The 25,541-nt window shown below is 65.3% G+C and carries 25 protein-coding genes; 16 read left to right on the top strand and 9 right to left on the bottom strand.

The annotated features are described in order from the left end of the window. Nucleotides 1-3: 3 nt before the first annotated feature. Nucleotides 4-876, bottom strand: coding sequence for a mycofactocin-coupled SDR family oxidoreductase (locus PT015_RS13955; protein ID WP_285185226.1), 873 nt, complete (start codon nucleotides 874-876; stop codon nucleotides 4-6). A gap of 35 nt (nucleotides 877-911) precedes the next feature. After that, nucleotides 912-1,613, bottom strand: coding sequence for an SDR family NAD(P)-dependent oxidoreductase (locus tag PT015_RS13950; RefSeq protein ID WP_285185225.1), 702 nt, complete (start codon nucleotides 1,611-1,613; stop codon nucleotides 912-914). Nucleotides 1,614-1,869: 256 nt separating this feature from the next. Between PT015_RS13950 and PT015_RS13945 the strand changes: the two genes are divergently transcribed. The 10 genes from PT015_RS13945 to PT015_RS13900 all read left to right on the top strand — a co-directional run bounded on the left by PT015_RS13945 (nucleotide 1,870) and on the right by PT015_RS13900 (nucleotide 14,255). Then, a complete protein-coding gene (locus tag PT015_RS13945) occupies nucleotides 1,870-3,390 on the top strand; it encodes an aldehyde dehydrogenase family protein (RefSeq protein WP_285185222.1) in 1,521 nt (506 codons plus the stop codon). 38 nt (nucleotides 3,391-3,428) lie between these two features. Then, nucleotides 3,429-4,595, top strand: coding sequence for a CaiB/BaiF CoA transferase family protein (locus tag PT015_RS13940; RefSeq protein ID WP_285191111.1), 1,167 nt, complete (start codon nucleotides 3,429-3,431; stop codon nucleotides 4,593-4,595). A gap of 149 nt (nucleotides 4,596-4,744) precedes the next feature. Next, complete coding sequence (locus PT015_RS13935) at nucleotides 4,745-5,554, top strand: MlaE family ABC transporter permease (protein ID WP_285185221.1); 810 nt, start codon at nucleotides 4,745-4,747, stop codon at nucleotides 5,552-5,554. Between the two features lie 16 nt (nucleotides 5,555-5,570). Further along, a complete protein-coding gene (locus PT015_RS13930) occupies nucleotides 5,571-6,434 on the top strand; it encodes an MlaE family ABC transporter permease (RefSeq protein WP_390887813.1) in 864 nt (287 codons plus the stop codon). Between the two features lie 10 nt (nucleotides 6,435-6,444). Next, nucleotides 6,445-7,632: an MCE family protein gene (locus tag PT015_RS13925; RefSeq protein WP_285185220.1), complete on the top strand. Its 1,188-nt coding sequence runs from the start codon at nucleotides 6,445-6,447 to the stop codon at nucleotides 7,630-7,632. Further along, nucleotides 7,629-8,672, top strand: a complete 1,044-nt coding sequence (locus tag PT015_RS13920) for an MCE family protein (protein WP_285185218.1) — start codon at nucleotides 7,629-7,631, stop codon at nucleotides 8,670-8,672. Before PT015_RS13925 ends, PT015_RS13920 begins: the two co-directional genes overlap by 4 nt. Continuing rightward, nucleotides 8,672-9,790, top strand: coding sequence for an MCE family protein (locus PT015_RS13915; protein WP_285185216.1), 1,119 nt, complete (start codon nucleotides 8,672-8,674; stop codon nucleotides 9,788-9,790). Before PT015_RS13920 ends, PT015_RS13915 begins: the two co-directional genes overlap by 1 nt. Further along, nucleotides 9,787-11,217 carry an MCE family protein gene (locus PT015_RS13910; protein ID WP_285185214.1) on the top strand — a complete coding sequence of 477 codons (1,431 nt, stop codon included), beginning with the start codon at nucleotides 9,787-9,789 and terminating at the stop codon, nucleotides 11,215-11,217. Before PT015_RS13915 ends, PT015_RS13910 begins: the two co-directional genes overlap by 4 nt. Nucleotides 11,218-11,267: 50 nt before the next feature. Beyond that, a complete protein-coding gene (locus tag PT015_RS13905) occupies nucleotides 11,268-12,545 on the top strand; it encodes an MCE family protein (protein WP_285185212.1) in 1,278 nt (425 codons plus the stop codon). Beyond that, on the top strand, nucleotides 12,546-14,255 hold the full coding sequence (locus PT015_RS13900) for an MCE family protein (RefSeq protein WP_285185210.1): 1,710 nt from the start codon (nucleotides 12,546-12,548) through the stop codon (nucleotides 14,253-14,255). A 20-nt stretch (nucleotides 14,256-14,275) separates the two neighbouring features. Here PT015_RS13900 and PT015_RS13895 read toward each other — a convergent pair whose 3' ends face one another. The 3 genes from PT015_RS13895 to PT015_RS13885 all read right to left on the bottom strand — a co-directional run bounded on the left by PT015_RS13895 (nucleotide 14,276) and on the right by PT015_RS13885 (nucleotide 16,204). Further along, a complete protein-coding gene (locus tag PT015_RS13895) occupies nucleotides 14,276-14,806 on the bottom strand; it encodes an Rv2253/PknI dimerization domain-containing protein (protein WP_285185208.1) in 531 nt (176 codons plus the stop codon). A 100-nt stretch (nucleotides 14,807-14,906) separates the two neighbouring features. Continuing rightward, on the bottom strand, nucleotides 14,907-15,488 hold the full coding sequence (locus tag PT015_RS13890) for a twin-arginine translocation pathway signal (RefSeq protein ID WP_285185206.1): 582 nt from the start codon (nucleotides 15,486-15,488) through the stop codon (nucleotides 14,907-14,909). Next, on the bottom strand, nucleotides 15,485-16,204 hold the full coding sequence (locus PT015_RS13885) for a hypothetical protein (protein ID WP_285185204.1): 720 nt from the start codon (nucleotides 16,202-16,204) through the stop codon (nucleotides 15,485-15,487). Before PT015_RS13885 ends, PT015_RS13890 begins: the two co-directional genes overlap by 4 nt. 137 nt (nucleotides 16,205-16,341) lie before the next feature. On the opposite strand from PT015_RS13885, the gene PT015_RS13880 reads away from it, so the two are divergent. Continuing rightward, on the top strand, nucleotides 16,342-16,740 hold the full coding sequence (locus tag PT015_RS13880) for a hypothetical protein (RefSeq protein WP_285185202.1): 399 nt from the start codon (nucleotides 16,342-16,344) through the stop codon (nucleotides 16,738-16,740). Nucleotide 16,741: 1 nt separating this feature from the next. Here the strand turns inward: PT015_RS13880 and PT015_RS13875 are convergent, their stop codons facing one another. Next, on the bottom strand, nucleotides 16,742-17,845 hold the full coding sequence (locus tag PT015_RS13875; protein ID WP_285185201.1) for an NAD(P)H-dependent amine dehydrogenase family protein: 1,104 nt from the start codon (nucleotides 17,843-17,845) through the stop codon (nucleotides 16,742-16,744). 40 nt (nucleotides 17,846-17,885) lie between these two features. On the opposite strand from PT015_RS13875, the gene PT015_RS13870 reads away from it, so the two are divergent. Together PT015_RS13870 and PT015_RS13865 are read left to right on the top strand one after the other, a co-directional pair. Further along, the gene (locus tag PT015_RS13870; RefSeq protein ID WP_285185200.1) at nucleotides 17,886-18,863 is read left to right on the top strand and encodes an LLM class flavin-dependent oxidoreductase; all 978 of its coding nucleotides are present in this window, start codon (nucleotides 17,886-17,888) and stop codon (nucleotides 18,861-18,863) included. A gap of 12 nt (nucleotides 18,864-18,875) precedes the next feature. Then, nucleotides 18,876-19,946 (top strand): NAD(P)H-dependent amine dehydrogenase family protein, encoded by a 1,071-nt coding sequence (locus tag PT015_RS13865; RefSeq protein WP_285185199.1) that lies wholly within the window; start codon nucleotides 18,876-18,878, stop codon nucleotides 19,944-19,946. 17 nt (nucleotides 19,947-19,963) lie between these two features. On the opposite strand, the gene PT015_RS13860 is transcribed toward PT015_RS13865, so the two are convergent. Then, entirely contained in the window at nucleotides 19,964-20,737 is a 774-nt protein-coding gene (locus PT015_RS13860; protein WP_285185196.1) for a spirocyclase AveC family protein, read from the bottom strand. 186 nt (nucleotides 20,738-20,923) lie between these two features. Here PT015_RS13860 and PT015_RS13855 point away from each other — a divergent pair, with 186 nt between their 5' ends. Then, nucleotides 20,924-21,583, top strand: a complete 660-nt coding sequence (locus PT015_RS13855) for a TetR/AcrR family transcriptional regulator (protein ID WP_285185195.1) — start codon at nucleotides 20,924-20,926, stop codon at nucleotides 21,581-21,583. 15 nt (nucleotides 21,584-21,598) lie between these two features. Beyond that, nucleotides 21,599-22,801, top strand: coding sequence for a cytochrome P450 (locus tag PT015_RS13850; protein WP_285185193.1), 1,203 nt, complete (start codon nucleotides 21,599-21,601; stop codon nucleotides 22,799-22,801). Nucleotides 22,802-22,890: 89 nt separating this feature from the next. Here PT015_RS13850 and PT015_RS13845 read toward each other — a convergent pair whose 3' ends face one another. Then, a complete protein-coding gene (locus PT015_RS13845) occupies nucleotides 22,891-24,186 on the bottom strand; it encodes a cytochrome P450 (RefSeq protein WP_285185192.1) in 1,296 nt (431 codons plus the stop codon). Between the two features lie 206 nt (nucleotides 24,187-24,392). Between PT015_RS13845 and PT015_RS13840 the strand changes: the two genes are divergently transcribed. Continuing rightward, complete coding sequence (locus PT015_RS13840) at nucleotides 24,393-24,983, top strand: TetR/AcrR family transcriptional regulator (RefSeq protein WP_313824453.1); 591 nt, start codon at nucleotides 24,393-24,395, stop codon at nucleotides 24,981-24,983. Between the two features lie 5 nt (nucleotides 24,984-24,988). On the opposite strand, the gene PT015_RS13835 is transcribed toward PT015_RS13840, so the two are convergent. After that, nucleotides 24,989-25,408, bottom strand: a complete 420-nt coding sequence (locus PT015_RS13835; protein WP_390887811.1) for a hypothetical protein — start codon at nucleotides 25,406-25,408, stop codon at nucleotides 24,989-24,991. Nucleotides 25,409-25,541 lie beyond the last annotated feature (133 nt).

Genomic DNA, 25,541 nt, shown 5'->3' with positions numbered 1-25,541 from the left:
CCCTTACGTGCGGTAGTCGTACCACTTGAGGTATCCGCCGGCATCGACGCGCAGTTGCGTACCGGTGACGTACCTGGCCTCGTCGGAGGCCAGCCACAGCACGGCATTGCTGATGTCCTCCGGTTCGACGAATGGAACCCTCATCGCTTGCTGCACACCGAAAACCGGCTCGGCGTCCGCGCGCGTCGGGTTCTCGAGATCCGGCCGGAACGAACGGTACATCGGTTCGCTCTGCAGCATGGGGGTATTGGTGTTGGTCGGGTGCACCACGTTGGCGCGGATGCCCAGCACCGAGAGCTCGGTGGCAAGGTCGTGCACGTAGCTGGACAGCGCGCGCTTGGAGTGCACGTACGCCATGCCGCCCGGGTCCTTACCCGGGTTGTCCTTCTTCGACGTGTCCATCAGCGCGGCGGTGGATCCGGTGGCGATGATCGACGCCCCCTCGGTGAGGTGCGGCAGCGCAACCTGAATCGCGTTGATCGTCCCGATCAGGTTGGTGTTGATCACGTCGGTCCAGGCCTGCAGCGGAGGCTGTCCCTTCATGCCGGCGACGCCGGCCGCGGTCACGACGATGTCGAGCTTGCCGAACTCCGCCAGGCCGTTCTCCAACGCCGCCTGCAGCGCGGAAGCGTCACGAACATCGGCCTCCGCGAACGAGATTCGCTGACCGGTCTTCTCGACCAGCCGAGCGGTTTCCTCGAGGTCTTCCAGGCTGGACATCGGATAGCCGATGGTGTCGATGTCGTGACACACGTCGACAGCGATGATGTCGGCACCCTCTTCGGCCAGACGCACCGCGTGACTGCGGCCCTGCCCGCGGCCCGCGCCCGTCACGAAGGCGACCTTGCCGGCTACCCGACCCTGCTGTTCTCCCACTAGTTCTCCTCTTGAGTACGAAATGTTCTCGCGTGCTAGGTGTTTCGGCCGCCGTTGACTCCCAGGATCTGACCGGTGATGTAACCGGCCTCCTCGGAGATCAGAAAGGCGCAGGCGGCTGCGATGTCTTCGGGTTTGCCGATGCGGCGCACCGGCGTTGCGGCGATGGTCTTTTCGATGTCACCGAGGTTGCCGCGCCGCTCCGCGCTGCGCAGCATCGGAGTGTCGATGAAGCCCGGCGGCACCGCGTTGACCGTGATGCCGTTGGGTCCGTACTCCAGAGCCAGCGACTTGGTCAGCCCGTTGACGGCGGACTTGGCCGCAACGTAGTGCGACATGAACGGCGCACCCGAGTGCGTGCTGGACGAGGAGATGTTGACAATGCGTCCCCAGCCGGCTTCGAGCATGTCGGGCAGCACCGCCTGGATCATGTGGAAGACGCCGTTGAGGTTGACATCGATCAGACGCCGCCAGTCGCTGAATTCGATGTGGGCGAAGCGCTTGAAGCCGTCCAGGCCGGCAGCGTTGACCAGCACGGTGATCGGTCCGGCCTGCTCGCGGATGCCGGCGAGCGCGCTGTCGATCTGGCCGCGGTCAGTGACGTCGGCGGTAAACGCCAACTCGGTGTCGGACGGGTTCAGGTCGAGGGTCGCGACCCGGTAGCCGTCCTTGCGGAGTCGCTCCACGATCGCCAGGCCGATTCCGGAGCTGCCGCCGGTGACAACCGCCGTTCTCATAGGGTCACCGGGACAGGAACCGTATCGCTCACCAAGAATCTCCCTTCCGAATACGAGAACCTTACTCTCGCGTTGCGGCGGCTCGCAAGACGGCTCAAAAACCTGCTCCGGCCTGCGGCGACTCCGTAATCACGATGTGCGCATATCGCCCACAAGTATGGCAGTCTCGTTTCTTCCGTTTGGTTGAATTCTCGTAGTCGGAATGTAAGATTCGCCCCGGATGAGAATGCAATTATCCACGTGTTGAGGAGCCTGAATGCCACCGCAGCAAGCCGCCACCGCCACCGTGGGCCACGGCCCATCGACGGACGGTAACTCCGACCGGCGGCTGCTGATCGACGGTCAGCTCGTCGCAACCGAGCGCGTCTTCGCTTCGGTCAACCCCGCCACCGGTGACGTCATCGGCTACGCCCCTGACGCGGGCATCGGCGAAGCGCTGGAGGCCATCGCGGCCGCGCGCCGGGCTTTCGACACCACGACATGGTCGACCGACGCCGCGTTCCGCGTCCGGTGCCTCGAGCAGTTGCATCAGGCGCTGCTGGACCACGCGGAGGAACTGCGCGAGCTCACCATCGCCGAAGTCGGTGCCACTCGCGCCCTGACCCAGGGCGCCCAACTGGACGAGCCGATCAAGATCGTTCGCTACTACGCGGACCTGTTGCGCGACTACTCGATGACCGAAGACCTCGGTGAAATCGAGTCGCGCGGCATGCGGCACAAGCGGTGGGTAGAGAAGGAAGGCGCCGGGGTGGTCGGCGCGATCATCGCCTACAACTACCCGAACCAGTTGGCGCTGGCGAAGCTGCCGCCGGCGCTCGCCGCCGGATGCACAGTCATTCTCAAGGGCGCGCCGGACACCCCGCTCGTCACGCTGGCGCTGGGCGAGATCATCGCGAACCACACCGACATCCCGCCCGGCGTCGTCAACGTGCTGAGCTCGTCGGATGCCGCTGTCGGCGAGGCCTTGACCACCAGCCCCGATGTCGACGTCATCACGTTCACCGGCTCCACTCCGGTCGGGCGCCGGATCATGGCCGCGGCCAGCGAGACCGTCAAGAAGGTCTTCCTCGAACTCGGTGGCAAGTCCGCGGCGATTCTGCTCGACGACGCCGACTTCGCCGGCGCCAGCATGTTCGCCGCGTTCTCCATGGTCACCCATGCCGGCCAGGGCTGCGCGCTGACCTCGCGGCTGCTGGTGCCGCGCACCCACCACGACGAGATCGTCGACCTGATTGCGCAGAACTTCGCCAAGGTCCGCCACGGCGACCCGGCCGACCCCAAGACCTACATGGGCCCGCTGATCAACGAGCGCCAGCGCGAGAAGGTCGACGGCATGGTGCAGCGCGCCGTGGCCGACGGCGCGACGCTGGTCACCGGCGGCACGAAGCTCGACCCGGGTTACTTCTATGCGCCCACACTGCTGACCAACGTCGACCCCGACAGCGAGATCGCGCAGCAGGAGATCTTCGGTCCGGTGCTCGCGGTGATCGCGTTCGACGATGACGACGACGCGGTTCGCATCGCCAACAACTCCATCTACGGACTGGCCGGAGCGGTGTTCAGTGCCGATCAGGACCGCGCGCTGGCCGTCGCGCGGCGTATCCGCGCCGGATCGTTCTCGGTCAACGGCGGCAATTACTTCAGCGCCGACGCGCCCTTCGGTGGGTTCAAGCAGTCGGGCGTGGGTCGTGAGATGGGCGTCGCGGGTCTCGAGGAGTTCTTGGAGCGCAAGACGATCGCCGTCCCGGCGGTATCGGCTGCCGGGGGTGCGGCGTGAGCGGGCCGCTGGAGGGCATCCGCGTCCTCGAGGTCGCGATGTACGGGTTCGTTCCGTCTGCCGGTGCGGTGCTCGCCGAGTGGGGCGCCGACGTCGTCAAGGTGGAGCATGCCGTGACCGGCGATCCGCAGCGCGGTCTGCGGCAGACCGGCATGCTCAAGGTCGAAGGCGATCCCAACCCCAACATCGAGCACGCCAATCGCTGCAAACGCAGCGTCGGGCTGGACATTTCGGTGCCCGAGGGCCGAGAAGTGCTGTACGAGTTGGCCCGCCGCTCGGACGTGTTCCTGACCAGCTTCCTGCCCGGCCACCGTGAGAAGTTCGGCATCGACGTCGACGACATCCGCGCGATCAATCCGACGATCGTCTATGCCCGCGGCAGCGCGTTGGGTCCGCGCGGCGCGGAGGCGGAAAAGGGCGGCTACGACATGACCGCGTTCTGGTGCCGGGCCGGCACCGCGGCCACGATGACCCCGCCCGGAACCGAGGGCATGGTGGGGCCGCCCGGACCCGCCTACGGCGACACCATTTCCGGTACCAACCTGGCGGGTGGCATCGCCGCCGCCCTGCTCAAGCGGGAGCGCACCGGCGAGCCGTCGATCGTTGACGTCTCGCTGCTGGGTAGCGGCCTGTGGTCGCTTGGGCACACCGTGGCGCTGACCGTGCACCTGAACCAGCGCATGGAAGCCTTCCCGCCCGGCGCCCACGGCTCGCCGATCAATCCGTTGGTGGGGCTGTATCGGACATCGGACGACCGCTACATCTCGTTCGTGATGATGCAGGCGAGCAAGTTCTGGGCCGACGTGTGCCGGCACATCGACCAGCCCGACCTGGCCGACGATCCGCGCTTCGACAGCGGCGAGAAGATCGCCGCCAACACCGCGGAGGCCGTGCAGATTCTGAGCAAGGCGATGGCCACCCGCACGCTCGCGGAGTGGAGCGAACGCTTCGCCACCCTCGCCGGGCCGTGGGCGCCGGTGCAGGACACCCTCCAGGCGGCGGGCGACGCTCAGATCCGCGCCAACGAATATGTAGTGCAGGCCGGTGAACTCGAACTGGTTGCCAACCCGGTGCAGTTCGACGTGGCCGCGCCCGTCTCGGGACCCGCCCCCGGGTTCGCCGAGCAAACCGACGAAATCCTGCAGGAGCTCGGCCTCGATTGGGACCGCATCATCGAGCTCAAAACTATCGGTGCCGTCACTTAATTCGGAGGTCCCTCGGTTGTCAATTTTCACTCCCGGCGCATCCGGCGTGGGTAATAATCGCCGGACGCTTCTAGAAGTGGGGGTCGTCCGGCCCGCCCCGCTCGAGAGCGTGGTTTCACGCGAACGACGCGGAGGGACGGTGGTTGTCGATGGCGACCAAAGGCGCTGAGCGCTGGTCCACGGGGATCACGCTGCCCAATGGTGTCGCGGGTGCGATGCAGGCCGTGGGCGGTCTTTTCGCGATGGGTGCCGACGCCATCAAGTTCATGTTTCGCCGGCCGTTCCAGGGACGGGAATTCCTCGAGCAGTCGTGGTTCATCGCGAGAGTGGCCCTCGCTCCGACGTTCTTGGTGGCGATCCCCTTCACCGTTCTGATCAGCTTCATCCTCAACATCCTGTTGCGCGAGCTCGGCGCGGCCGACCTCAGCGGTGCGGGCGCGGCGTTCGGTGCGGTCACCCAGGTCGGCCCGCTGGTCACGGTGCTGATCGTGGCGGGCGCCGGCGCAACGGCGATGTGTGCCGACCTCGGCTCACGAACGATCCGCGAAGAGATCGACGCGATGGAAGTGCTCGGCATCAATCCCGTACAGCGGTTGGTTACTCCGCGGATGCTCGCCGCCGGCTTGGTCGCCCTGCTGCTCAACAGCCTGGTGGTGATCATCGGAATCGTTGGCGGCTACGTGTTTTCAGTCTTCGTGCAGGACGTGAACCCCGGCGCCTTCGCCGCCGGAATCACCTTGCTCACCGGTGTGCCCGAGGTGGTCATCTCGTGCGTCAAGGCCTCGCTGTTCGGATTTATCGCCGGGCTGGTGGCGTGCTACCGCGGATTGACGGTATCCGGCGGTGGTGCCAAGGCTGTGGGCAACGCAGTGAACGAGACTGTGGTCTACGCCTTCATGGCTCTGTTCGTTGTCAACGTGGTCGTCACGGCGATCGGCATCCGATTCACGACGAAGTGATAGTAGGAGACATGCCGTGTCGGTGAAGACGCTGAAAGCCGCGTATCCGCGGGCCTTCCGGGCCTTCGGTTACTGGCGCAGGCCCGTCGGCGCCCTGACCTCGGTCGGTGACCACACCGCGTTCTACGGTAAGGCGTTGGCCGGCATTCCCTTCGCGGTTACCCGATACGGCCGGGAGATCATTCGGCTCATCGCCGAAATCAGCATGGGCGCAGGAACACTGGCGATGATCGGTGGAACGGTGGTCATCGTCGGCTTCCTGACCCTGGCCGCCGGCGGCACTCTCGCCGTACAGGGTTACAGCTCGCTGGGCAACATCGGCATTGAAGCCCTCACTGGATTCCTGGCCGCCTTCATCAACGTCCGCATCGCGGCGCCAGTCGTCGCGGGGATCGGGTTGGCGGCAACATTCGGTGCCGGTGTCACCGCGCAACTCGGCGCCATGCGGATCGCCGAAGAGATCGATGCGCTGGAAGCGATGGCGATCCGGCCGATCTCGTATCTGGTCAGCACCAGGATCATCGCGGGCATGCTTGCCATCACACCGCTGTATAGCATCGCGGTCATATTGTCTTTCCTGGCAAGCCAATTCACCACGGTGGTGCTGTTCGGCCAGTCCGGGGGTCTCTACAACCATTACTTCGACACCTTCCTGAACCCGATCGACCTGCTGTGGTCTTTCCTGCAGGCGGTGTTGATGGCGCTCGCCGTCCTGCTCTTGCATACCTACTACGGATATTTCGCGTCCGGCGGGCCGGAAGGCGTTGGCGTCGCCACCGGCAATGCGGTACGCACCTCGCTGATCGTGGTGGTGTCGGTGACGCTGCTGGTCTCGCTCGCGATCTACGGCTCCAACGGCAACTTCAACCTCTCGGGATAGGGAAAACGCCATGCCCCACAACGGGATACGCGCGCTGACGGGACTGGTGACCGTCGCGGTCCTCGTCGCGATCGTCGCCGTCGCCGTGGGCCTGTTTCAGGGCAGCTTCACTGAGAGCGTGCCGGTGACCGTGCTATCGCCGCGCGCCGGTCTGGTGATGAACCCGGACGCGAAAGTGAAGATGCACGGTGTCCAGGTCGGCAAGGTCGCTTCGATCGAGTCGCGGCCCGACGGTGAGGCGGTACTGCACCTGGCGATGTATCCCTCCGAGATGCACCTGATTCCGTCCAATGTGCTCGTCGACCTCACCTCGCCGACGGTTTTCGGCGCCAAGTTCGTCGAGCTGGTGCCCCCGGCTGAACCGGCGGCGTCGGCATTGCACGCCGGTCAGGTGCTCGACAGCCAGCACGTCACGGTCGAGGTCAACACGGTGTTCAAGCAGCTGACGGCGGTGCTGGGCAAGCTCGACCCCGCCAAGCTCAACGAGACGCTGGGAGCGGTCTCGCAGGCACTCAGCGGCCGTGGCGAGAAGATCGGCCAGGCATTCAGTGACCTCGATTCGTTCCTGGCGAAGTTTCAGCCGGAACTTCCCGCGCTGAGTCACGACATCGCGATGTCGGCGCCGGTGTTCCGCGCCTACGGCGACGCGTCCGCGAATCTGGTCAAGGCACTGGACAATTCGGTCAAGATCAGCAAGTCGATCGTCGACGAGCAACGCAATCTCGACGCGTTTCTACTCAGTGCGATAGGGCTCGCCGACGTCGGCAATGACGTCCTGGGCGCCAACCGCAAGGATCTGACGAACGTCTTCCATCTACTCGCGCCGACGACCGATCTGCTCAACGAGTACGCTCCGGCGTTGACCTGCACCATGCGGGGCGACGCGGAGCTGTCCAGAACGCCACCGTTGCCGGAACCAAGCATCGCGATCTCCGCCAGCCTCACGTTCGGCGCCGAACGCTATCGCTATCCGGCGAACCTGCCCAAGGTTGCGGCCACGGGCGGCCCACACTGCATGAATCTGCCCAAGATCCCTTTCAACAGCAAGGCCAAGGTTCTCATCGCAGACACCGGCTCGAACCCGGTGGTGTACGGGAACCCGCAACTGCTGCTCAACTTCGACGGCCTCAAACAGCTGTTGTACGGCCCGATCGACGGCCCACCTCGCAACCCCGCCCAGATTGGACAGCAGGGATGAGGGGCTCACTGCGCGGCCCGCTGATCAAGTTCGGTGTCTTCGCCGTCGTGATGTCGGTGCTGACCGCGTTCCTGTTCTTCACCTTCGGCCAGTACCGCACCGGTGCGGTCACCGGCTATTCGGCGATCTTCAACGATGCCTCGCGGTTGAAGGCGGGCGATTCGGTGCGGGTCGCCGGCGTCCGGGTGGGCACCGTCAATGACGTTGCGCTGCAGGCGGACAAGAAGGTCGTGGTCAAATTCGACGCGGACAACACGGTCGCGCTCACCGATGGCACCAAGGCGGCGGTGCGTTATCTCAATCTTGTCGGCGATCGTTACCTGGAACTCGTCGACGGACCGGGTTCGGCCAAGCGACTGCCCGGCGGAGGGCAAATCAATGTGAGTCACACCGCGCCCGCGCTCGACCTCGACCTGTTGCTCGGTGGGCTGAAACCCCTTATTCACGGGCTCAATCCACGTGACGTGAACGCGCTGTCGTCGGCGCTGCTGGAAGTGTTCCAGGGTGAGGGCGATTCCCTGCAGTCGCTGTTCAACAAGTCGACTTCCTTTACGAACACGTTGGCCGACCACGACCAGACGATCGAGCACCTGATCGAGAACCTCAACACCGTCGCGGCAACCCTGAACAAGGATGGTGGCCAATTCTCCGGGGCAATCGACCGTCTGGAGAAGCTCGTGACGGGGCTGGCGGATGACCGCGACACCTTCGGCCCGGCCATCGACTCGCTCAGCACCGGCACCGTCACTCTCGCAGACCTGCTGGGCAAATCGCGAAAGCCACTGTCGGCGACCGTGGATCAGCTCAGCCGATTGGCTCCGAACCTCGACGACGACAAGGACCGCCTCGACGCCGCGTTCCAGAAGGCACCGAGGAATTACCGAAAGCTGGTCCGGCTCGGCGTCTTCGGCGCCACCATCCCCTACTTTCTGTGCGAGATTACGATCCGGGGCACCGACCTACAGGGCAAGACCGTCTTGGCGCCCTTTTTCAGGTCCGATGCTCAACGGTGCGAGGAACCGGAACCGGAGGATCCCTGATGCTGAAATACCGCGGAGCCGGGTTGATCAAGGCCGGGTTCATCGGCGCCGTCCTGATCGCGATGGTGATCTTGGTCGGCTTGTCGCCCGATCGGCTGGTGTCGCTGGCGAGCGACGTCCGTTACCAGGCGCTGTTCTCCGAGGCCGGCGGCCTTGCCGTCGGCAACGCGGTGACGGTGTCGGGAATCAAAGTCGGCACGGTGCAGGACGTTTCGTTGCACGAAGGCGACGCCATGGTGACCTTCATGATGCGGGGCAGCGTTCCGCTCGGCAAGGACACCAGCGCCCACATCCGCACCGGCACACTGCTGGGTGAACGCGTGCTGACCATCGAGTCGGCCGGCAGCGGAACGATGCATCCCCTCGACGTCATTCCGATCACGCGCACCTCGTCGCCGTATTCGTTGACCGAAGCGGTGAGCGACTTCACCGCCTACGCGGAGCAGACGAACACCGCGACCCTCAACCAGTCACTCGATACATTGACGACGACGCTGAATCAGATCGCCCCGCAACTGGGACCGACCTTCGACGCGGTCACCCGGTTGACGCAGAGCCTCAATGCTCGCAACACCAGCCTCGCCGACCTGTTCAAAAGCGCCAGCGCCGTCACCGGCATCCTGTCCGAACGCAGCCAGCAGGTGAACAAGCTGATCCTCAACTCCGATGATCTGCTGCAGGTCCTGGCCGCGCGCCGAAACGAGATCGTGCAGTTGTTGTCGGCCACATCGAATGTGTCCAAGCAGTTGTCCGGGTTGGTGCATGACAACGAGAGCAAGCTGGCGCCCGCGTTGCAAAAGCTGAACTCGGTGACCGCGGTGCTGGAGAAGAATCGCGACAACTTCGAGAAGGCGCTGCCCGGTCTCGCGAAGTTCGAGATCACCGTGGGTGAGGCCATCTCGAGCATGTACGCCTACTCCGCCTTCGTGCCGAACTTCCTTGTCCCGCAGCTGTTCCAGCCATTCTTGGACTACCTCTGGGGATTCCGCACCTTCGACACCAACAAGGGCCCGGGCTTCCCGTCCCCGGTGCCGCGGGCGCTGCTTCCGTTCCCGTACAACGGCGCTCCGCAGTGCCCGGGCTGTACCTTGGGCGGCCGGATCGGGGGCAGTCAATGAGCCCCCGGATTCCTCGCGGCAAGCTGACGAAGATTGCCGCAGTGGCGCTGGCGGTCCTCCTTCTCGGCGGTGCAACCTTTGCGATCCAGCAGTTCTTCTTCGGCCCCAAGACCATCACCGCCTACTTCTCCTCGGCCACCGCGATCTATCCCGGCGACGAGGTGCGGGTTTCGGGCGTCAAGGTCGGCACGATCAAATCCATTGATCCGCAAGGCACTAAAGCGAAGATGACTTTGCACATCGACCACGACGTGCCCGTTCCGGCGGACGCGAAAGCGGTCATCATCACCCAGAACCTGGTGGCGGCCCGCTACGTCGAACTCACGCCCTCGTATCGGACCAGTGGCCCGAAGATGGCCGACGGTGCGGTGATCCCGATCGAGCGCACCGCGGTTCCGGTGGAGTGGGACGAGGTCAAGTCCCAATTGATGCGGCTGGCAACGGACTTGGGTCCCAACGCGAAGGTTACGACGCCCTCGATATCGCGTTTCATCGACAGCGCCGCCAACGCGCTGGACGGGAACAACGGCGAGAAGTTGCGCCAAACGCTGACTCAGCTGTCCGGGGTGGCGCGGACCATCGCGAACGGCAGCGGCAATATCGTCGACATCATCAAGAACCTGCAGACTTTCGTCACCGCGTTGCGCGACAGCAACATTCAGATGGTGCAGTTCAACAATCGGCTGGCCAGCCTCACCAGTGTGGTCGACGACAACAAATCCGATCTGGACGCGGCGCTGACCGATCTGTCGAGCGCGGTGGGCGAGGTGCAACGCTTTATCGCCGGGACCCGCGACGAGGCGAGCGAGCAGATCGACCGACTGGGCAAGGCAATTCAGCCGCTGGTCGATCAGCACATGGCCTTGGAGAACATCCTGCATGGCGCGCCGACCGCGCTGAGCAACTTCTTCAACGACTACAACGCCGACACCGGAACCATCGTGGGCGGGTTCGGCATCATGGACTTCGCCAACCCCACCCAATCCGGACTGCTGCTGCCGGTTCCCATCCCCGGTTGCGCGCAGGTCCAGGCGATCGAGAACGTCACCGCGACCGAGTCGGGCAAGCTGTGCTCGCTGTTCCTCGGCCCCGGTCTGCGGACACTGAACTTCAACAGCTTGCCGATCCCGATCAACCCGTTCATCGCGAAGTCGGTCGACCCGGGCAACGTCGAATACAGCGAAGCGCGTCTGGCACCCGGCGGTGCCGGACCGAAACCCGGACCGCCTGAAATCCCGCCCGCGATTTCGGCGTGGACCGGTATCAACGGAGACTCGCTGGTGCCCGGTCCGGCGCCGTCGGTGCCGCTACCCCGGATACCGGGCGCGGCGATGCCGGAACCGCCGCCACCCTCCGTCGCCGAGGCGCCGCCGCCCGGGCCGAGTCTGCCGGGCATGCTGCTGCCGGCCGAAGCGGGCCACCCGTGATCGCCGCCCGGACAACGCTGCGGGCCTTTGGCCCGGGAAGGAGTCGGGCGATGAGCCGGGGTGCCGTGCGGCGCGTGTTCGCGATCGCGTGTTGCGTGCTGTTGATGAGCACCGGTTGTGCGTTCCACGGCCTCAACTCGCTGCCATTGCCCGGAGCCGTCGGGCGCGGCCCGGACGCCGACGTCTACCATGTCGAACTGGCGAATGTCGTTACCATGGAGTCGAATTCGCCGGTGCTCATGGACGACGTGACGGTCGGCAGCGTCGGCCCGATGACGGTGAAGGACTGGCACGCCGTCGTCCAGATCTCGGTCAAGCACGGCCTTGTCATCCCCGCCAATGTGGAAGCCAGCATCGGCCAGACCAGCCTCCTGGGGTCGATGCACCTGGAACTCAATCCGCCGCTCGGTAAGCCCGGCGTCGGTCGGCTCCGCCCGGGCGCCACCATCCCGCTGAATCGGTCGTCGACCTTCCCCTCGACCGAGCAGACCCTGTCGTCGCTGGCGCTCGTCGTCAACGGGGGCGGACTCGGTCAGATTGGCGAGATCATCCACAACTTCAGCGCCGCGCTCGCCGGTCGCGGTGGCGCGGTCCGCGACTTGATCAACCGCTTCGACACGTTCGTCGGGACGCTCGACGAACAACGCGACAACATCGTCGCGTCCATTGAGGCGCTGGATCAGATCGGCGGCACCTTCGCTGCGCAGCGCGAGGTTCTCACGCAGGCATTGCGCAAGGTACCGCCCGCGCTTGATGTGCTGATCAAGGAGCGACCACGGCTGACGACCGCGCTGGCCGAGTTGCGCAAGTTCAGCAACACCGCCACCGGGCTGATCAACGACACCGAGGCCGACCTCGTCCGAAATCTGAACAATCTCGGGCCGACAGTCAAGGGTCTCGCGGACGTGGGCGGGGACATCGACACCGCGATCGCGGCGTTGACGGTCTTCCCGTTCACCCAGAACTTCGTCGACCGTGCCGTTCGCGGTGACTACTTCAACTTGCATGTGCAGCTGGACCTTTCGATTCCACGGCTGAAGCAGGGCCTGTTTCTCGGAACGCACTTCGGACAGCTCGGCGAACAGCAGATTCCCGCCCCCGGGGACCCGCCGTACCTGCAGTACACCCGCGACCCGTTACACGAGGGCTTCGGTCCGCCCCCGGGTAGGCCGAGCACGACGCTGCCGGGTCCGGCAGTCCAGCCGGGCCCGCAGGCGCCGCCGCCGTCCGGTCCCGGGCAGCCGAATCTCCAATTCACCGGTCCCGCCGTTCCGGCACCCGCATTCGGTCCGCCACCCGGGCCCGCGCCGACGGACGGGGGTAGATAGATGCTGACGCGCTTTGTCCGTATTCAGTTGCTGATTTTCGCGATCGTCGGCATCGTCGGCGTGATCGCGATGGCCCTCTTCTATGTCCAGGCGCCCATGCTGCTCGGCATCGGTCGGATGACCGTCACGCTCGAGTTACCGGCGACCGGGGGTCTGTATCGATTCTCCAACGTCACCTATCGCGGAGTGCAGGTCGGCAAGGTCACCGCGGTATCGCTGACCGCGAGGGGCGCCAAAGCAACGCTCTCACTTGATAGTTCGCAGAAGATCCCGGCGAACCTGCAGGCCGATGTGCTGAGCGTCTCGGCGGTGGGTGAACAGTATGTCGACCTGCGACCGCGCACGGACGCGGGGCCGTATCTACGCGACGGCTCCGTTATCGCGGCGCACGACACCGCGATTCCGCAAGCGGTAGGGCCGATGCTCGATCAACTGAACGCCTTGGTGAAAAGCCTGCCGAAAAACAAGATCGGTCAGCTGCTCGACGAGTCGTTCAAGGCGTTCAACGGGGCCGGCTATGACCTCGGTTCGCTGAGCGATGCGGCGTCGCGGATCTCGGCCGACTCCAACGCCATCGTCGACCGGACCCGCGCCCTCGCCGAGGATTCACAGTCGTTGTTGAACGCCCAGGCGCAGACAACCGACTCGATTCGGACGTGGGCCCGCAGCCTGGCCGGGGTATCGGATGTGCTGGCCAACGACGACTCCAAGGTCCGCACGGTGCTGCAACAGGGACCCGGCGCGTTGGACGAGGCGTCGCGGCTCTTCCAGCAGATCAAGCCGACATTGCCTGTGCTGCTTGCGAATTTGACCACGATCGGTCAGATCGGCGTCACCTACCACCCCTCGCTCGAGCAACTGCTGGTGCTGCTGCCTGCGTCCGTCGCCTACGAACAGACGGCGGGCAGCACGAACTGGCCCGACGGTCAGGCCCGGGGCGACTTCTCGCTCACGGTCGACGATCCGCCGATCTGCACGGTCGGCTTTCTGCCGCAGAACCAGTGGCGATCCCCGGCCGACACGACCGTGATCGATACGCCGGACGGCTTGTACTGCAAACTGCCACAGGATTCACCACTCGCCGTGCGCGGCGCCCGCAACTATCCGTGCATGGGGCATCCGGGAAAGCGCGCGCCCACCGTCGAAATCTGCAACAGCGACAAGCCGTACATGCCGCTGGCCATGCGCCAGCATGTGCTCGGCCCGTCGCCGTTGGATCCCAACCTGCTCGCCCAGGGCATCCCGCCCGACGACCGGGTGACCTCGGACAAGCGGATCTTCGGTCCGCTGGAGGGGACGCCGCTGCCGCTGGGGGCCGTCCCGCGCGGCACACCCCCGGGACCGCGCGGAGCAACGCCCCCACCGGGCACGATGGGCGCGGCGACGCCCCCCGTCCCGTCGGGAGCGAACATGTCGACTCAGGCTCACGACTTTCCCTCGATAGCGCCACTCGACGTGCCGTCCCCCCCGGCCGCCATTCATCGACCGGCAACGCCCCCGCGGCCACCCGCCGTGATCGACGGCGGCGGCCAACCGAAGGCTCACCCAAGTTCGTTTGACGGCAAGGCAACTCAGGCCGTCCCGCCGGTTGCGGTCGCCACCTACGACCCCAGAGACGGGCGTTACATCACGCCGGACGGGAAGTTCTACGAGCAGTCGGACCTGGGCGGGTCGGCGCACAAGAAGTGGCAGGACATGTTCCCGGTATAGAGCGGACGTCGACTGTCAGGTCAGCTGATCTTGTCGATACGCAGCGGCATATCGATGGTCAGCCACTGGTTCTGCCCGCACGCGCCGCTCGGGCCGACGGTCTTGTTGCGGCCCGCCATGACCGGTGACCCGAGCTCGAAATAGCCGCTACCGTCGGCGCTTGCGGGATAGAAGGAGAAGGTCTGCTTACCGGTGAACGCGGTGCCGTCTTGGCACCGCTCCCAATCCGGAACCTCGCGTTTGACGTACCAGGAAGTCCCGTCCAGCATGTACATCCGGGCGCTCCAGCCCTCGTCGCTCTTCATCGAGCCGTCGCACGCCAGGAACGTGCTGCAGGTCGAGTGCACCGTCCAGGTCTGCACAGTCGTCGGCTCGCCGTTGTACTGGTCGTTGATCTTGGCCCAGTTGCCAATTGAGGTAACTCGATAGGTTCCATTGATCGCCACGTCCTCCTTCGTCGTGGCATGAGCAGTGGTCGTCGCGGAACCTACAAGGCCAATTGCACTGGCAGTCAACAGCATCGCGGTGGCAACAGCTCCAGGTGGTCGCATCGTCTACTCCTCGACGGCACCGGTAGTGGCGTTCTCGTCCGACGAGAATAACACCGCCGAGTTTTCCCTGGCACGGGTTCGAACGAGACGGTGACAGCGGTCAGACGACTGGGTCCAGCTTGGAGATGAGCCAGCTCCCGCGCACTTTTGTGAGCGTTATCCGCACACCGCTCGGCGTCATCAGCGGTTGCGGTTTGTCTTTGCTGAGCGTGGTCTCGTTGAGGAAGATCAGCACCACGGCCGAGCCCGCGTCCAGCTCCGAGACGGCGGCCCTGACCACCGCGGCGGTCTGCGAGAGATGCTTGTCCTTGACCGCGGGCACCACGTAGTCCTTGGTGAACTTGTCGTAATAGGCCAGGAAGTCTCCGGTGAGATGCGAGCGCGCCCTGGTGAAGTCGCGATCCAACGAATCGGACGAATACGACAGCGCCGCAACGGCACCCTCGGAGGCCGCAGCGATGACCGTCCGGGCCGCGGCCTCGTCGATTTGCCGATCCGGCAGGTATTCAGCCAGGAACAGGAACACCGCAAGTCCCACCGAGGCGAGTACCGATGCCGCCAACGCGACCGGGCGCCAGTGGGCCACCACGCTCGACACGAAACGGTCGATCGCTCCGGTGCTCTCCGGGTCGTTCGAGACGGCCGCATCGCCCTCGATCGACAGCTCTGATTTGGAAATCATTGGACGAAGTCCAGTTTCGACATCTTGAGCCGATCTCCATCACGATCGATATTGACACTGATCCGCCAAAACGCTGAGGGCCGTTGGGATTTGTCCGCGTTGGTGGTGTCGGACTTCGCCACCACGAGCAGGACCGCGGAGTTGTCGGTCATCGACTCGACGGCGACTTCCTGCACCGTGGCTTTGGTCGTGACCTGCGCCTCTTGGGCGTTTTTGACCATGTACCCGGACGTCGCTTCGAGCTGGCTCTTGAGTGCACCCGTGGTGCTGTCGATGGTGTGCTGAATGCTCTCCTGGGCGTGCGCTGGATCGATGGACATCAGCGTCGCGACGTCTTCCCGCGCCGCTTCGGTGAATTCCGCGACATGCTGCCGGCGCTGTTCGAGCGCGCGATGCTGCCAGACGATGTAGCCGCTGGCGGCCAGCGATGCGCCGACGAGCACGATCGCGGCGCCGATCCCCACCGTCTTTCCGCTGGGCCGGTGGAACCGCCAGGGCAACCGGGGGCGCTTCCGCCACCGTGTGGGCGTGAGGTCTTCGGGCTCATCGCCAGGATCGGACTCGTCGCCCGGATCGGACTCCGCCTCGCGCCGCAATTCGACCGCACGCGCACGGGCGGCCTCGGCGCGTTCCTCGGCGCGCGCGAGCTCCCGTTCGGCTTCCGCGAGCGGGTCCGGGGCTTCGGTGCTGGATGGATCGCGGTCGGAGTCCGTCACTGGTCCTGGGCTCGTTCCGGGCTACACACGGATAGTCACGTTATCACCCAAACCTGCAGGCCCGATGCGGTGAGACAGCGCTCGACCTTCTTCTCCGAATAGGAGAATTTTCTTATCGCGCGTGCAAAACTAACGACGTGCGTTGCTTTATCGCGTTGGTTGCTGCGCTGATCGGAGTCAGTGCGTTGGTGCAGCCGTTGGCTGCGGCAGGGCCGACCGTGTGCGACTATCCGGCGTGTACGCCCGGCATCGCCTCGAACATGGTCCTCGGCGCACCGTGCGACAACACCACCTACTACGCGTTCGGCGTCTCCGGCGGCTATACGCCGGCGACGCAGCCCGGACGACTGATGTTCTGCGGCTCGCCTCGGCGATACCAGGCGAGGTGGTTCCGCTCACCTCCGATGGCAGGCATCAAAGAAGAGAACGCCGATTGCCACACGTTCATGAACTACGTCGCGCAGGCGCCCGACGGACTCTTCCTGATCTGTATCGCGCAGGCCGGCCACACCTTCTGGACCCGCGCCGACACGTAAGTCACCGCGCGACAAGGGCGTTGTGCGGGATGGTCAGCGGCAGATCCACCGAGCTGAGCAACCCGGCCGGCGCGTCGACGACATAGGGCACGGCGTTGACGACGCGCATCGCAGTGGCCACCATTGCGCCGGCGCCGGACGTCATTCCGGCGATGCCGGCCCGCTTCGGATCCCGCAGCGTGGCCGCCAGGGTGCAGTCGATATCGGGGTCGCCGGTGATCATCACCCGGTAGGACAGATCCCCGATCCCGACCGGCCAGTCCGGCGCGACGTCGTGCGCCAGCCGGGTGACGTGCTCGATGACGATCGCCTCCCTGCCGTCCACCACCCCGATGGCCTGCATCCTGATCGCACCGCAGGTGCCGGCCTCCACGGTGCCCATCGCGACGTTGAGCGTTCGGTTGGTCACCGCGCGGTCGAAACCCTCACGCAATTCCTGTAATTCGGCGCCCAGTGCGTCGGCGATCAGTCGGATCTGGCCCTGCCACTCGCCGGCGATCGCGCCCGGAAAGCTGATCCACGGTTGGTAGTCGAGGGGCTGGCCGAAGCCCAGCCCGTTGATCATGATGTCGGGTACGCCGTAGTCGTCGTACAGCCCCATCTCGAATGCGTGGATCTTCTCGATGGACGACGACTGGGTCGCGAGCACCAGCGGCAGGTAGTCGGCGGCGAAACCGGGTTCGATGCCCGACGCGTATAGCGACACCTGCCCCTGCTTGGCCGCGGTGACCAACTGGTCGCGCCACTCCGCCGGCTCGTACAGGTGCGGGTTGACCAGTCTGGTGGTGCTCGTCGTGACAACGTTGATGCCGGCCTCGAGCAGCTTGACGTAATCCGGGATGGCGAGTGCGTCTCGCTCGGGCCCGCTCGCGGCGTAGACGACGCAGTCGGGCTGGAGCGCGATCAGCGCGTCCGCATCGGTCGTCGCCGCCAGTCCGATCGGCTCACCGTTGGCGAGCTCACCGACGTCCTTGCCGTCCTTCTCCGGCGAATGCACCCACACCCCAACAAGTTCGAGCTCGGGTCGCCGGTCAATCGCGCGGATCGCTATCGAACCGATGCCGCCGGTAGCCCAGACGACGACTCGATAGGGGCGTTGCGCCATGTGTATCCTCCTTGATGTGACCAAATGTTAGGTTCGAACAATGTTCACGCTCAGGTTCGATATGCGTGCCTCGGACTGGGGCGCGCCCGCGGCCGATCTCTACGGTGCCGCGATCGACATGTGCGCGTGGGCCGAGACGCGCGGCGCGATCATCGCGGTGCTGTCCGAACACCACGGCACCGACGACGGCCACCTGCCGACCCCGTTGATATTGGCGTCGGCGATTGCGGCGCGGACCACTCATTTGGCGATACTGCTTGCGGCCGTGCCGATTCCGCTGTGGGATCCGGTGCGGCTGGCCGAGGAGATGTGCGTGCTCGACCTGGTCAGCAGGGGTCGGGTGTCCTATGCGCTGGGCGTCGGCCACCGGATCGAGGAGTACGAGCACTTCGGCGTCGACATCGGCACCCGCGGCCGGGCAGCCGATGAGATCGTCACCCTGCTCGACGGACTCCTGCACGGCGAAACCGTTGAGTACCAGGGTCGTCGGGTGCGCGTGACGCCCGCGTGCGGGTCGGCTTCCGGGCCGATGGTGCTGATCGCCGGTGGCAGTAGGGCCGCCGCCCGCCGTGCCGCGACGCACGGTCTCGGATTCATCTCGCAGACCGACTCGCCGGACCTGCGGGACTTCTACGAGGCGCAGTGCCGGGCCGCGGGGCACGATCCCGGTGTCGTGCAGTTCCCGGTACCCGGTTCTCCAACAACGGTTTTCGTCGCCGAAGACATCGACGAGGCATGGCGGCTGCTGGGGCCGCACCTGCTGCACGATGCGGTGACCGCAGCTTCCTATCGGCCGCAGGACAATTCGGTGGCCAGTATCACCCGGGCCGACACCGTCGATGCGCTGCGCGACGCGGATGGGCCGTACCGGATCTTCACCCCCGACGAGGCGGTCGACTACGTCCGCAGCGGACGTCCGCTCCCGTTGCACCCACTGTGCGGCGGCATCGCGCCCGATGTGGCGTGGCGCTATCTCGAACTCGCCGGCGCCGTGAGCGCGCGGGCGCAGTCCAACTGAAGGAGAGTTCCGATGCCCAGCACCCGCGTCGTCGCTTGGTCCACCGGAGGCGTGGGGGCCGCCGCCATCGAGGCGATCATCCGTCGCCCCGATCTGGAACTGGTTGGCGTATGGGTTCATTCGCCGGACAAAGTCGGCAGGGATGTCGGCGAGCTGGCCGGTGGTGAGCCGATCGGGCTGGCGGCCACCAACGATGCCGACGTGCTGATCGCGCTGAAGCCCGACTGCGTGGTGTACTCGGCCAGTGGCCCCGAGCGCGACGCCGCCGCGGTCCGCGATTATCTGCGACTGCTGAAGGCCGGTGTCAACGTGGTCTCGACCTCGTCGACCAGTTTGGTCTACCCGCCCGCATACTTCGCGCCCGACTGGTACCAGCAGCTCGACGCCGCCGCCACCTCCGGGGGCGCGTCGTTCTACGGCTCCGGCATCTTTCCCGGCTTCGCCTCCGACCAGCTCGCGCTGTTGATGAGCACCCAGTCGAGGAACATCCGTTGCATCACGGCCAGCGAGGTCGCGCTCAACGATCACTACCCTGTCGCCGACGTGATGATGGACGGCATGGGCTTCGGCCGTCCACTCGACTTCGAGCCGATGCTCAAGACACCGGGATTCATCGAAATGGCCTGGAAGGCACCGATACACCTGATGGCTTCGGGCCTCGGTGTCGAGATAGAGGAGATCCGCGGCACGCTCGACCGGGAATTGACCGATCGCGACATCGAAGTCGCGTTCGGCACGATCCCGGCGGGGACCTGCGGGGCGGTCCGGACCCGGGCAGCGGGCTTCGTCAACGGCCGCGAGGCCATCGTGATCGAGCACATCATCCGGATGGCACGCGACGTCGCGCCCGACTGGCCGAGCTCGGAGAGCGACGCGACCTACCGGGTCGACATTGCCGGCGATCCCGACGTGCACTGCGAGATGACGCTCGGCGAGGCCGAGGGCCACGGCGCCGGCCGGGCCGCGATGACGTCCACCGCGATGCGTGTCGTCAACGCGATTCCCTACGTCGTCGCTGCCGCGCCCGGACTGCTCAGCTCGCTGGACATCCCGATGACGTTGCCGCGGCACGCTTTCGACTGAGCGGGGCACGACGTGTCCTATTTGGGCTGATTCGGCACGCCCGGGAACAGTTGGCCGGGAGGCTCCGCGGTGACCCAGCCCCCGAGCTTGGTGATCAGGTGTGGCGCGAAAACAGCGCCGTACAAGACGTTTCCGACGACGATCACCCCGACGACCGAGAGTAGCGAGGCCTGCAGCGGAGTCTTCGCCCGCCTGGCGGCGACCATCTCGATGACGTTGCGGCCTTCGGCGTCGGTACGACCCAGCAGGTAGGTGAAGACCATCATCTGGATGGCCATCGCCAGTGAGTCATACAGCGGGTACTGGTGCAGGGTGCCCTCGCGGATCGCGAGGCCGGGAATCACCCTGCCGTAGTAGAAGACACCGAGTTTGGCGCCGAGGAAGCCGTTGAAGAACAGTGCCCAGGCGAAGCCGACCACCAGGCCGACGATCAAAAGCGTTGGGGGCCTGCGCCAGCCGAAGCGCGCGATCAGCCAACGCCCGAGTGCGGTGGCGGTGAAGGCCGGCAGCACGAAGTACGAGATGTAGCCGATCGGCACGAACAGCGGCAGCCCGCCCCACGTCATGTTCAGCGGCCACCAGGACGGCATGCGCGGGATGGCGGCGGGAAACTGCGCGTACATCGCCCAGTCGTATGGAGCCTCGATCCATGAGAAAGAGATCGCCGAAATGCACAGCAACAGTAGGGGATGCACACGTCCCTGGCGAACGCTAAGGACGACTGCCAACACGACGAAGGAGATGCCGCCGATGAGCGCGAACCCACTGGCCGCCTGCATGACCGGTGTCATCTGATCGTTCCTCGGTCGCGGGCCTCCGGGTCGAACCGGAACACCAGGCCGAATATCAACACGACCAGTCCGAACAGCGTGCCGAGCATGATCAGGGCGCCCACGTCGACCATCCTTCCGAGACAGCTTTGGCTCTTTGGGTAGTGAATACTATCCTAATTGAATAGCACATACTATCCTCAATTTGTGCCCCAACGATCAACCGCCAAGCGGACCACCGTTGCCGCGCCCACTCCGATCCGCCGGCCCCGTGGTGAGCCCCGCAGGCTGCTGCTCGACGCCGCCCGGCGGCTGTTCGGCCGCCAGGACTACCGGAGTACGACCACCCGTGAAATCGCCACGGCGGCAGGCGTTACCGAGCACCTGCTGTTCCGCAACTTCGGCTCGAAGGCCGCGTTGTTCCGTGAGGCACTGGTCGAGCCGTTCACCAGCTTCATCGACCAATTCGGCGAGACCTGGCAATCGGTCGATCACGAGGAGGCCGTCGAGGAGGAGCTGACGGGCCACTTCGTCAGCCAGCTCTACGACCTGTTCGTCGAACACCAGGGTCTGCTGCTGACCCTCATGGCGGCCGACGCGCTGAGCGCGGACGAGCTCGCCGAGACCGGCGTCGACGACGTCAAGCGGGCCTTTCAGGTGCTCGGCCGGATCAGCGGCGAGGGAATGAATCTGCGCGGCATGCATTCGGATCATCCCGACCTGCCGGCGCACTCCACGGTCGCGATGATCGCCGGGATGGCGGCGCTGCGGTCGACTTACTTCGGCGCCGCGCCGCCGTCGAGAGAAGTGATCGTCGACGAACTCGTCCAGGCGATTCTGCACGGCTTCCTGCACCGCAACGACTGAAGGGCTCCGGCGAACATGTCAGACATCAACACCGTCGAGTTATATTACGACCCATACGATTCCGACATCGATGACAATCCGTATCCGGTATGGAAACGGATGCGCGAGGAAGCTCCGTTGTACTACAACGAGAAGTACAACTTCTACGCGCTCAGCCGGTATGAGGACGTCGCACGGGAGCTGCACAACTGGCAGACCTACCGCTCCGGCCGCGGCACCACCGCCGACATCTTGTTCAACAACATCGAAGTGCCGCCGGGCATCCTGCTGTTCGAGGATCCGCCGCTGCACGACCTGCATCGCAAACTGTTGTCGAAGGTTTTTACCCCGCGGCGCATGCTCGCGGTCGAGTCACTGGTCCGCGACTTCTGTACCGGCGAACTGGATCCGCTGGTCGGCAGCGACGGATTCGACTTCATCGCCGATCTGGGCTCCGTGCTGCCGATGCGGACCATCGGCTACCTGCTGGGCATTCCCGAAGAACACCAGGCCCGCATCCGGGATCGCAACGGCGCGTTCATCGACGTCGCCAAAGGGGCCGGCCCGGAAGCCGTCAGCCAGAAGATCTTCGAAGAGACCATCACGATGTTCGCCGAGTTCATCGAATACCGGGCGGAGCACCCTTCCGACGACTTGATGACCGAGTTGCTCGCGGCCGAGATCGAGGAGGCCGACGGAGTCAAACGGCCGCTGACGCGCACCGAGGTGCTGTCCTACACCGCGATGATCGCCGGCGCCGGCAACGAGACCACCACCCGCCTGATCGGTTTCATGGCGCAGCTACTTTCCGACCACCCGGAGCAACGCCGCGAACTGGTTGCCGACCACTCGCTGATACCGGGCGCGATCGAGGAGTCGCTGCGCTTCGAACCGCCGTCGCCGGTCCAGGCCCGCTACGTCGCGCAGGACGCCGACCTGTACGGTCGCACAGTGCCGGCGGGCTCGTTCATGTTGCTGCTCAACGCTTCTGCCAATCGCGACGAAAGTCAGTTTCCCGACCCGGATCGTTTCGACATCCACCGTCGCGGCGCCCATCTCAGTTTCGGCCAAGGCCTGCACTTCTGCCTCGGCTCCGCGCTGGCCCGCCTCGAGGCCCGGGTGGCCTTCGAAGAGGTGCTCAAGCGCTGGCCTGACTGGCAGGTCGACTACGCCAACGCCGAACGCGCCCACACCGCCAGCGTCCGCGGCTGGGCGCGGCTGCCCGTGGTCACCGGATAAGGGTCGCCGTGTCCGGGACGCCCACTGTGTTGGTTACGTCTGGAAAGTCGTCCCGGGAACGCTCACAACCTGCACACTCGGGGCTTTGCTCAGCTCACCGGTGCGAGCGCGGGACGCGGTGTGAACGTCAGGTGTAGATCACTGAGCCCGCGCAGGATGTAGGTCGGCTCGAAGGTGTAGCGCCGCTCGTCGATCGGACCGTGCTGCGGCTCGCTGATCGAGATGTCCGACATCCGGTCCAGGATGCGCTCGATCGAGACGCGGCCCTCGACGCGGGCCAGCGGCGCGCCCGGGCAGGAGTGCACGCCGCGCGCGAAAGCCATGTGCTCGCGGACGTTCTTGCGGTCGATCTGGAACTCGTGCGGGTTCTCGAACCGGCGTGGGTCGCGGTTGGCGGCGCCGGGCAGGATCATCACCACGGTGCCGACCGGGATGTCGACGCCACCGATGGTGGTCGAGCGCACCGCGAGCCGGGAGTCGCTCTTGACCGGGCTCTCGAAGCGCAGCGACTCCTCGATGAAGCCGGGAATCAAGCTGCGGTCCTCGCGCAGCCGCTGCTGTATCTCGGGCCGGTCGCCCAACGCCTGTAGTGCCGCGGAGAGCAGCTTTGCGGTGGTCTCTTGGCCGGCGGCGAAAAGGAATGTCGCGGAACGACTTACGTCGATCACCTCGGGAGTGGTTCCGTCGGGGTACAGCGCCGTCGCCAACGACGTCAACACGTCGTCGCGCGGGTTGGCGCGCCGGTCCTCGATGTAGGAGCAGAACTTCTCGTCCAACCACTCCAGCGGGTTGATGCCCACCGACCCGCCGTCGATAGCACCTACTCGCGTCTCAGGACGGTCCGCGCCCAGTACCGTGCGGAACTGCTTGTGGTCGTCTTCCGGCACGCCGAGCAGGTCGGCAATCACCAACGTGGCGAAGGGCTTCGAGTACTCCGCGATGAACTCACACTCGGCGTTGCCGAGGAATTCGTCGAGCTGACGGTCGGCGAGCCGCCACATGAATTCCTCGTTCTCCTTCAGCCGGCTCGGGGTGAGCAACCGGCTCAGGATCGAGCGCGCCTTGGTGTGGTCCGGCGGATCCATGGTGACCATGTGCTCGAACATCGGGAACTGGCTGCGGTTGGCCTCGATCAGCGGGGTGAGGTCGTCGCAGTCGACCTCGAAGGGCAGCGGCGGGAACGGACCACCGAGCGCGACGCAGTTGGAGAAGGTCTCGGGGTCCTTGTAGACCGCGTTGGCCTCTTCCCACCCCGTCACCGCCACGACGTTGTAGACCGGCAGCCGCAGCACCGGGTTCTGGCTCCGCAGGTAGTCGAAGTAGGGGTGCGGGTCGGGAACCAGCGACGGGTCGGTGAAGAAATCGATCGAGTCGTAGGTGCTCATGGTGTTACGCGCCTCCCGAGGCTGTCTTACCCGTGGTGTGTGAGCGGCCAGATGTGATGCCGCCCAGGACTGAATCCGGCGAATGTGCGGAACTTGCTGAGCACCTGCTTAGCATGACGCTAATGTCGTGGTCAAGGCGAGAACCTGGGCCGACGCTACGATCACCCATGTTCAGCAAATTTTCGGCGAGAGCGTGGAACCTCAGCATGACTTCGGCCCGCAGGATCGGGGCACCGGACGCCAAGAACCGGACGGTGCTGCTCGACGCCGCCGAGCAGTTGATGCTCGAAGAGGGTTACGCCGCAGTGACTTCGCGCCGCGTGGCGGAACGGGCGGCGCTCAAGCCGCAGTTGGTGCACTACTACTTCCGCACGATGGACGAATTGTTCCTGGCCGCGTTCCGCCGTCGCGCCGAGGAAGGACTCGAGGTCCAGGCGCAGATGCTGCAGGCGCCGCAGCCGCTGTGGGCGCTGTGGCGGTTCAGCACCGATCCCGCGGCGACCACGATCACCATGGAGTTCATCGCGCTGGCCAACCATCGCAAAGCGCTGAAGGCCGAGATCGCCTATTACGCCGAGCGCTTCCGCGAGGAACAGCGCAAGGCGCTGACCACGATCCTCGAGGGCTACGGTGTCGACCCGGTGAAATTTCCCCCGCTGGTGTGGTCGGTGCTGATGACCAGCGTGTCTCGCGTCCTGGTCATCGAGCGGGCGCTCGACATGTCCGCAGGCCACCGCGAGACCGTCGAGATCGTCGAGGAGTACCTCCGCCATCTCGAGGGCGACCCCGAGATCTGACCCACTCACCAGGTGCGCAGCGAACAGAGCGTGCCTTTGGGGCCGTCGTTGGATACGACCACCGCTCCGTCGACGACCAGCGCGCAATGGAACATCGGCGTGCCAGGCTCGGTGCCCGTGCTGACCACGACCATCGCGTAGTTGTTGGGGTCGGTCAGCATCACCGGTGGCGACGTCCACGGATGGCCGGGCGCGATGTCGGCCTGGACGTTGGGGGTGTACTGGTACGGGTTGTGGCTGTAGTCGGAGTACTTCTGGGGCTGCTGGTCCAGGTAGTAGATGTCGGCCCAGATCGGGCTGGCCGCCGTGATCACGTAGCGAACCTGGTGCATCGGCGGGTCGTCGGCCCGCGACGGCGCGGCGGTTCCGGTCCCCACCACGGCTGCCAAGGCGACCCCCAGCGCGGCTCTACCGATGGTTGTCATGCGCACCTCCGGCCGCACTGGAGCACAGTGCGATATTGGCATTCTCCTGAGCGGAGAATAGCATCACCGCTCCCTTTCCTCAGACCCTAACCTCTGCAGGTCGGAGGCCTGAGCCGATTCGACAAAAGGCTGT

Source organism: Candidatus Mycobacterium wuenschmannii (assembly GCF_030252325.1).
GTDB lineage: Bacteria > Actinomycetota > Actinomycetes > Mycobacteriales > Mycobacteriaceae > Mycobacterium > Mycobacterium wuenschmannii.
Note: the sequence above shows the minus strand (reverse complement) of the source record. Positions and strands in the feature narration are given on the sequence as shown.

Coding starts and splice junctions, on each gene's coding strand:
- PT015_RS13950 (WP_285185225.1), bottom strand. CDS start 1,613: ATGAGAACGGCGGTTGTCACCGGCGGCAGCTCCGGAATCGGCCTGGCG.
- PT015_RS13945 (WP_285185222.1), top strand. CDS start 1,870: ATGCCACCGCAGCAAGCCGCCACCGCCACCGTGGGCCACGGCCCATCG.
- PT015_RS13940 (WP_285191111.1), top strand. CDS start 3,429: ATGTACGGGTTCGTTCCGTCTGCCGGTGCGGTGCTCGCCGAGTGGGGC.
- PT015_RS13935 (WP_285185221.1), top strand. CDS start 4,745: ATGGCGACCAAAGGCGCTGAGCGCTGGTCCACGGGGATCACGCTGCCC.
- PT015_RS13925 (WP_285185220.1), top strand. CDS start 6,445: ATGCCCCACAACGGGATACGCGCGCTGACGGGACTGGTGACCGTCGCG.
- PT015_RS13920 (WP_285185218.1), top strand. CDS start 7,629: ATGAGGGGCTCACTGCGCGGCCCGCTGATCAAGTTCGGTGTCTTCGCC.
- PT015_RS13915 (WP_285185216.1), top strand. CDS start 8,672: ATGCTGAAATACCGCGGAGCCGGGTTGATCAAGGCCGGGTTCATCGGC.
- PT015_RS13910 (WP_285185214.1), top strand. CDS start 9,787: ATGAGCCCCCGGATTCCTCGCGGCAAGCTGACGAAGATTGCCGCAGTG.
- PT015_RS13905 (WP_285185212.1), top strand. CDS start 11,268: ATGAGCCGGGGTGCCGTGCGGCGCGTGTTCGCGATCGCGTGTTGCGTG.
- PT015_RS13900 (WP_285185210.1), top strand. CDS start 12,546: ATGCTGACGCGCTTTGTCCGTATTCAGTTGCTGATTTTCGCGATCGTC.
- PT015_RS13895 (WP_285185208.1), bottom strand. CDS start 14,806: ATGCGACCACCTGGAGCTGTTGCCACCGCGATGCTGTTGACTGCCAGT.
- PT015_RS13890 (WP_285185206.1), bottom strand. CDS start 15,488: ATGATTTCCAAATCAGAGCTGTCGATCGAGGGCGATGCGGCCGTCTCG.
- PT015_RS13875 (WP_285185201.1), bottom strand. CDS start 17,845: ATGGCGCAACGCCCCTATCGAGTCGTCGTCTGGGCTACCGGCGGCATC.
- PT015_RS13870 (WP_285185200.1), top strand. CDS start 17,886: ATGTTCACGCTCAGGTTCGATATGCGTGCCTCGGACTGGGGCGCGCCC.
- PT015_RS13865 (WP_285185199.1), top strand. CDS start 18,876: ATGCCCAGCACCCGCGTCGTCGCTTGGTCCACCGGAGGCGTGGGGGCC.
- PT015_RS13860 (WP_285185196.1), bottom strand. CDS start 20,737: ATGACACCGGTCATGCAGGCGGCCAGTGGGTTCGCGCTCATCGGCGGC.
- PT015_RS13850 (WP_285185193.1), top strand. CDS start 21,599: ATGTCAGACATCAACACCGTCGAGTTATATTACGACCCATACGATTCC.
- PT015_RS13845 (WP_285185192.1), bottom strand. CDS start 24,186: ATGAGCACCTACGACTCGATCGATTTCTTCACCGACCCGTCGCTGGTT.
- PT015_RS13840 (WP_313824453.1), top strand. CDS start 24,393: ATGACTTCGGCCCGCAGGATCGGGGCACCGGACGCCAAGAACCGGACG.
- PT015_RS13835 (WP_390887811.1), bottom strand. CDS start 25,408: ATGACAACCATCGGTAGAGCCGCGCTGGGGGTCGCCTTGGCAGCCGTG.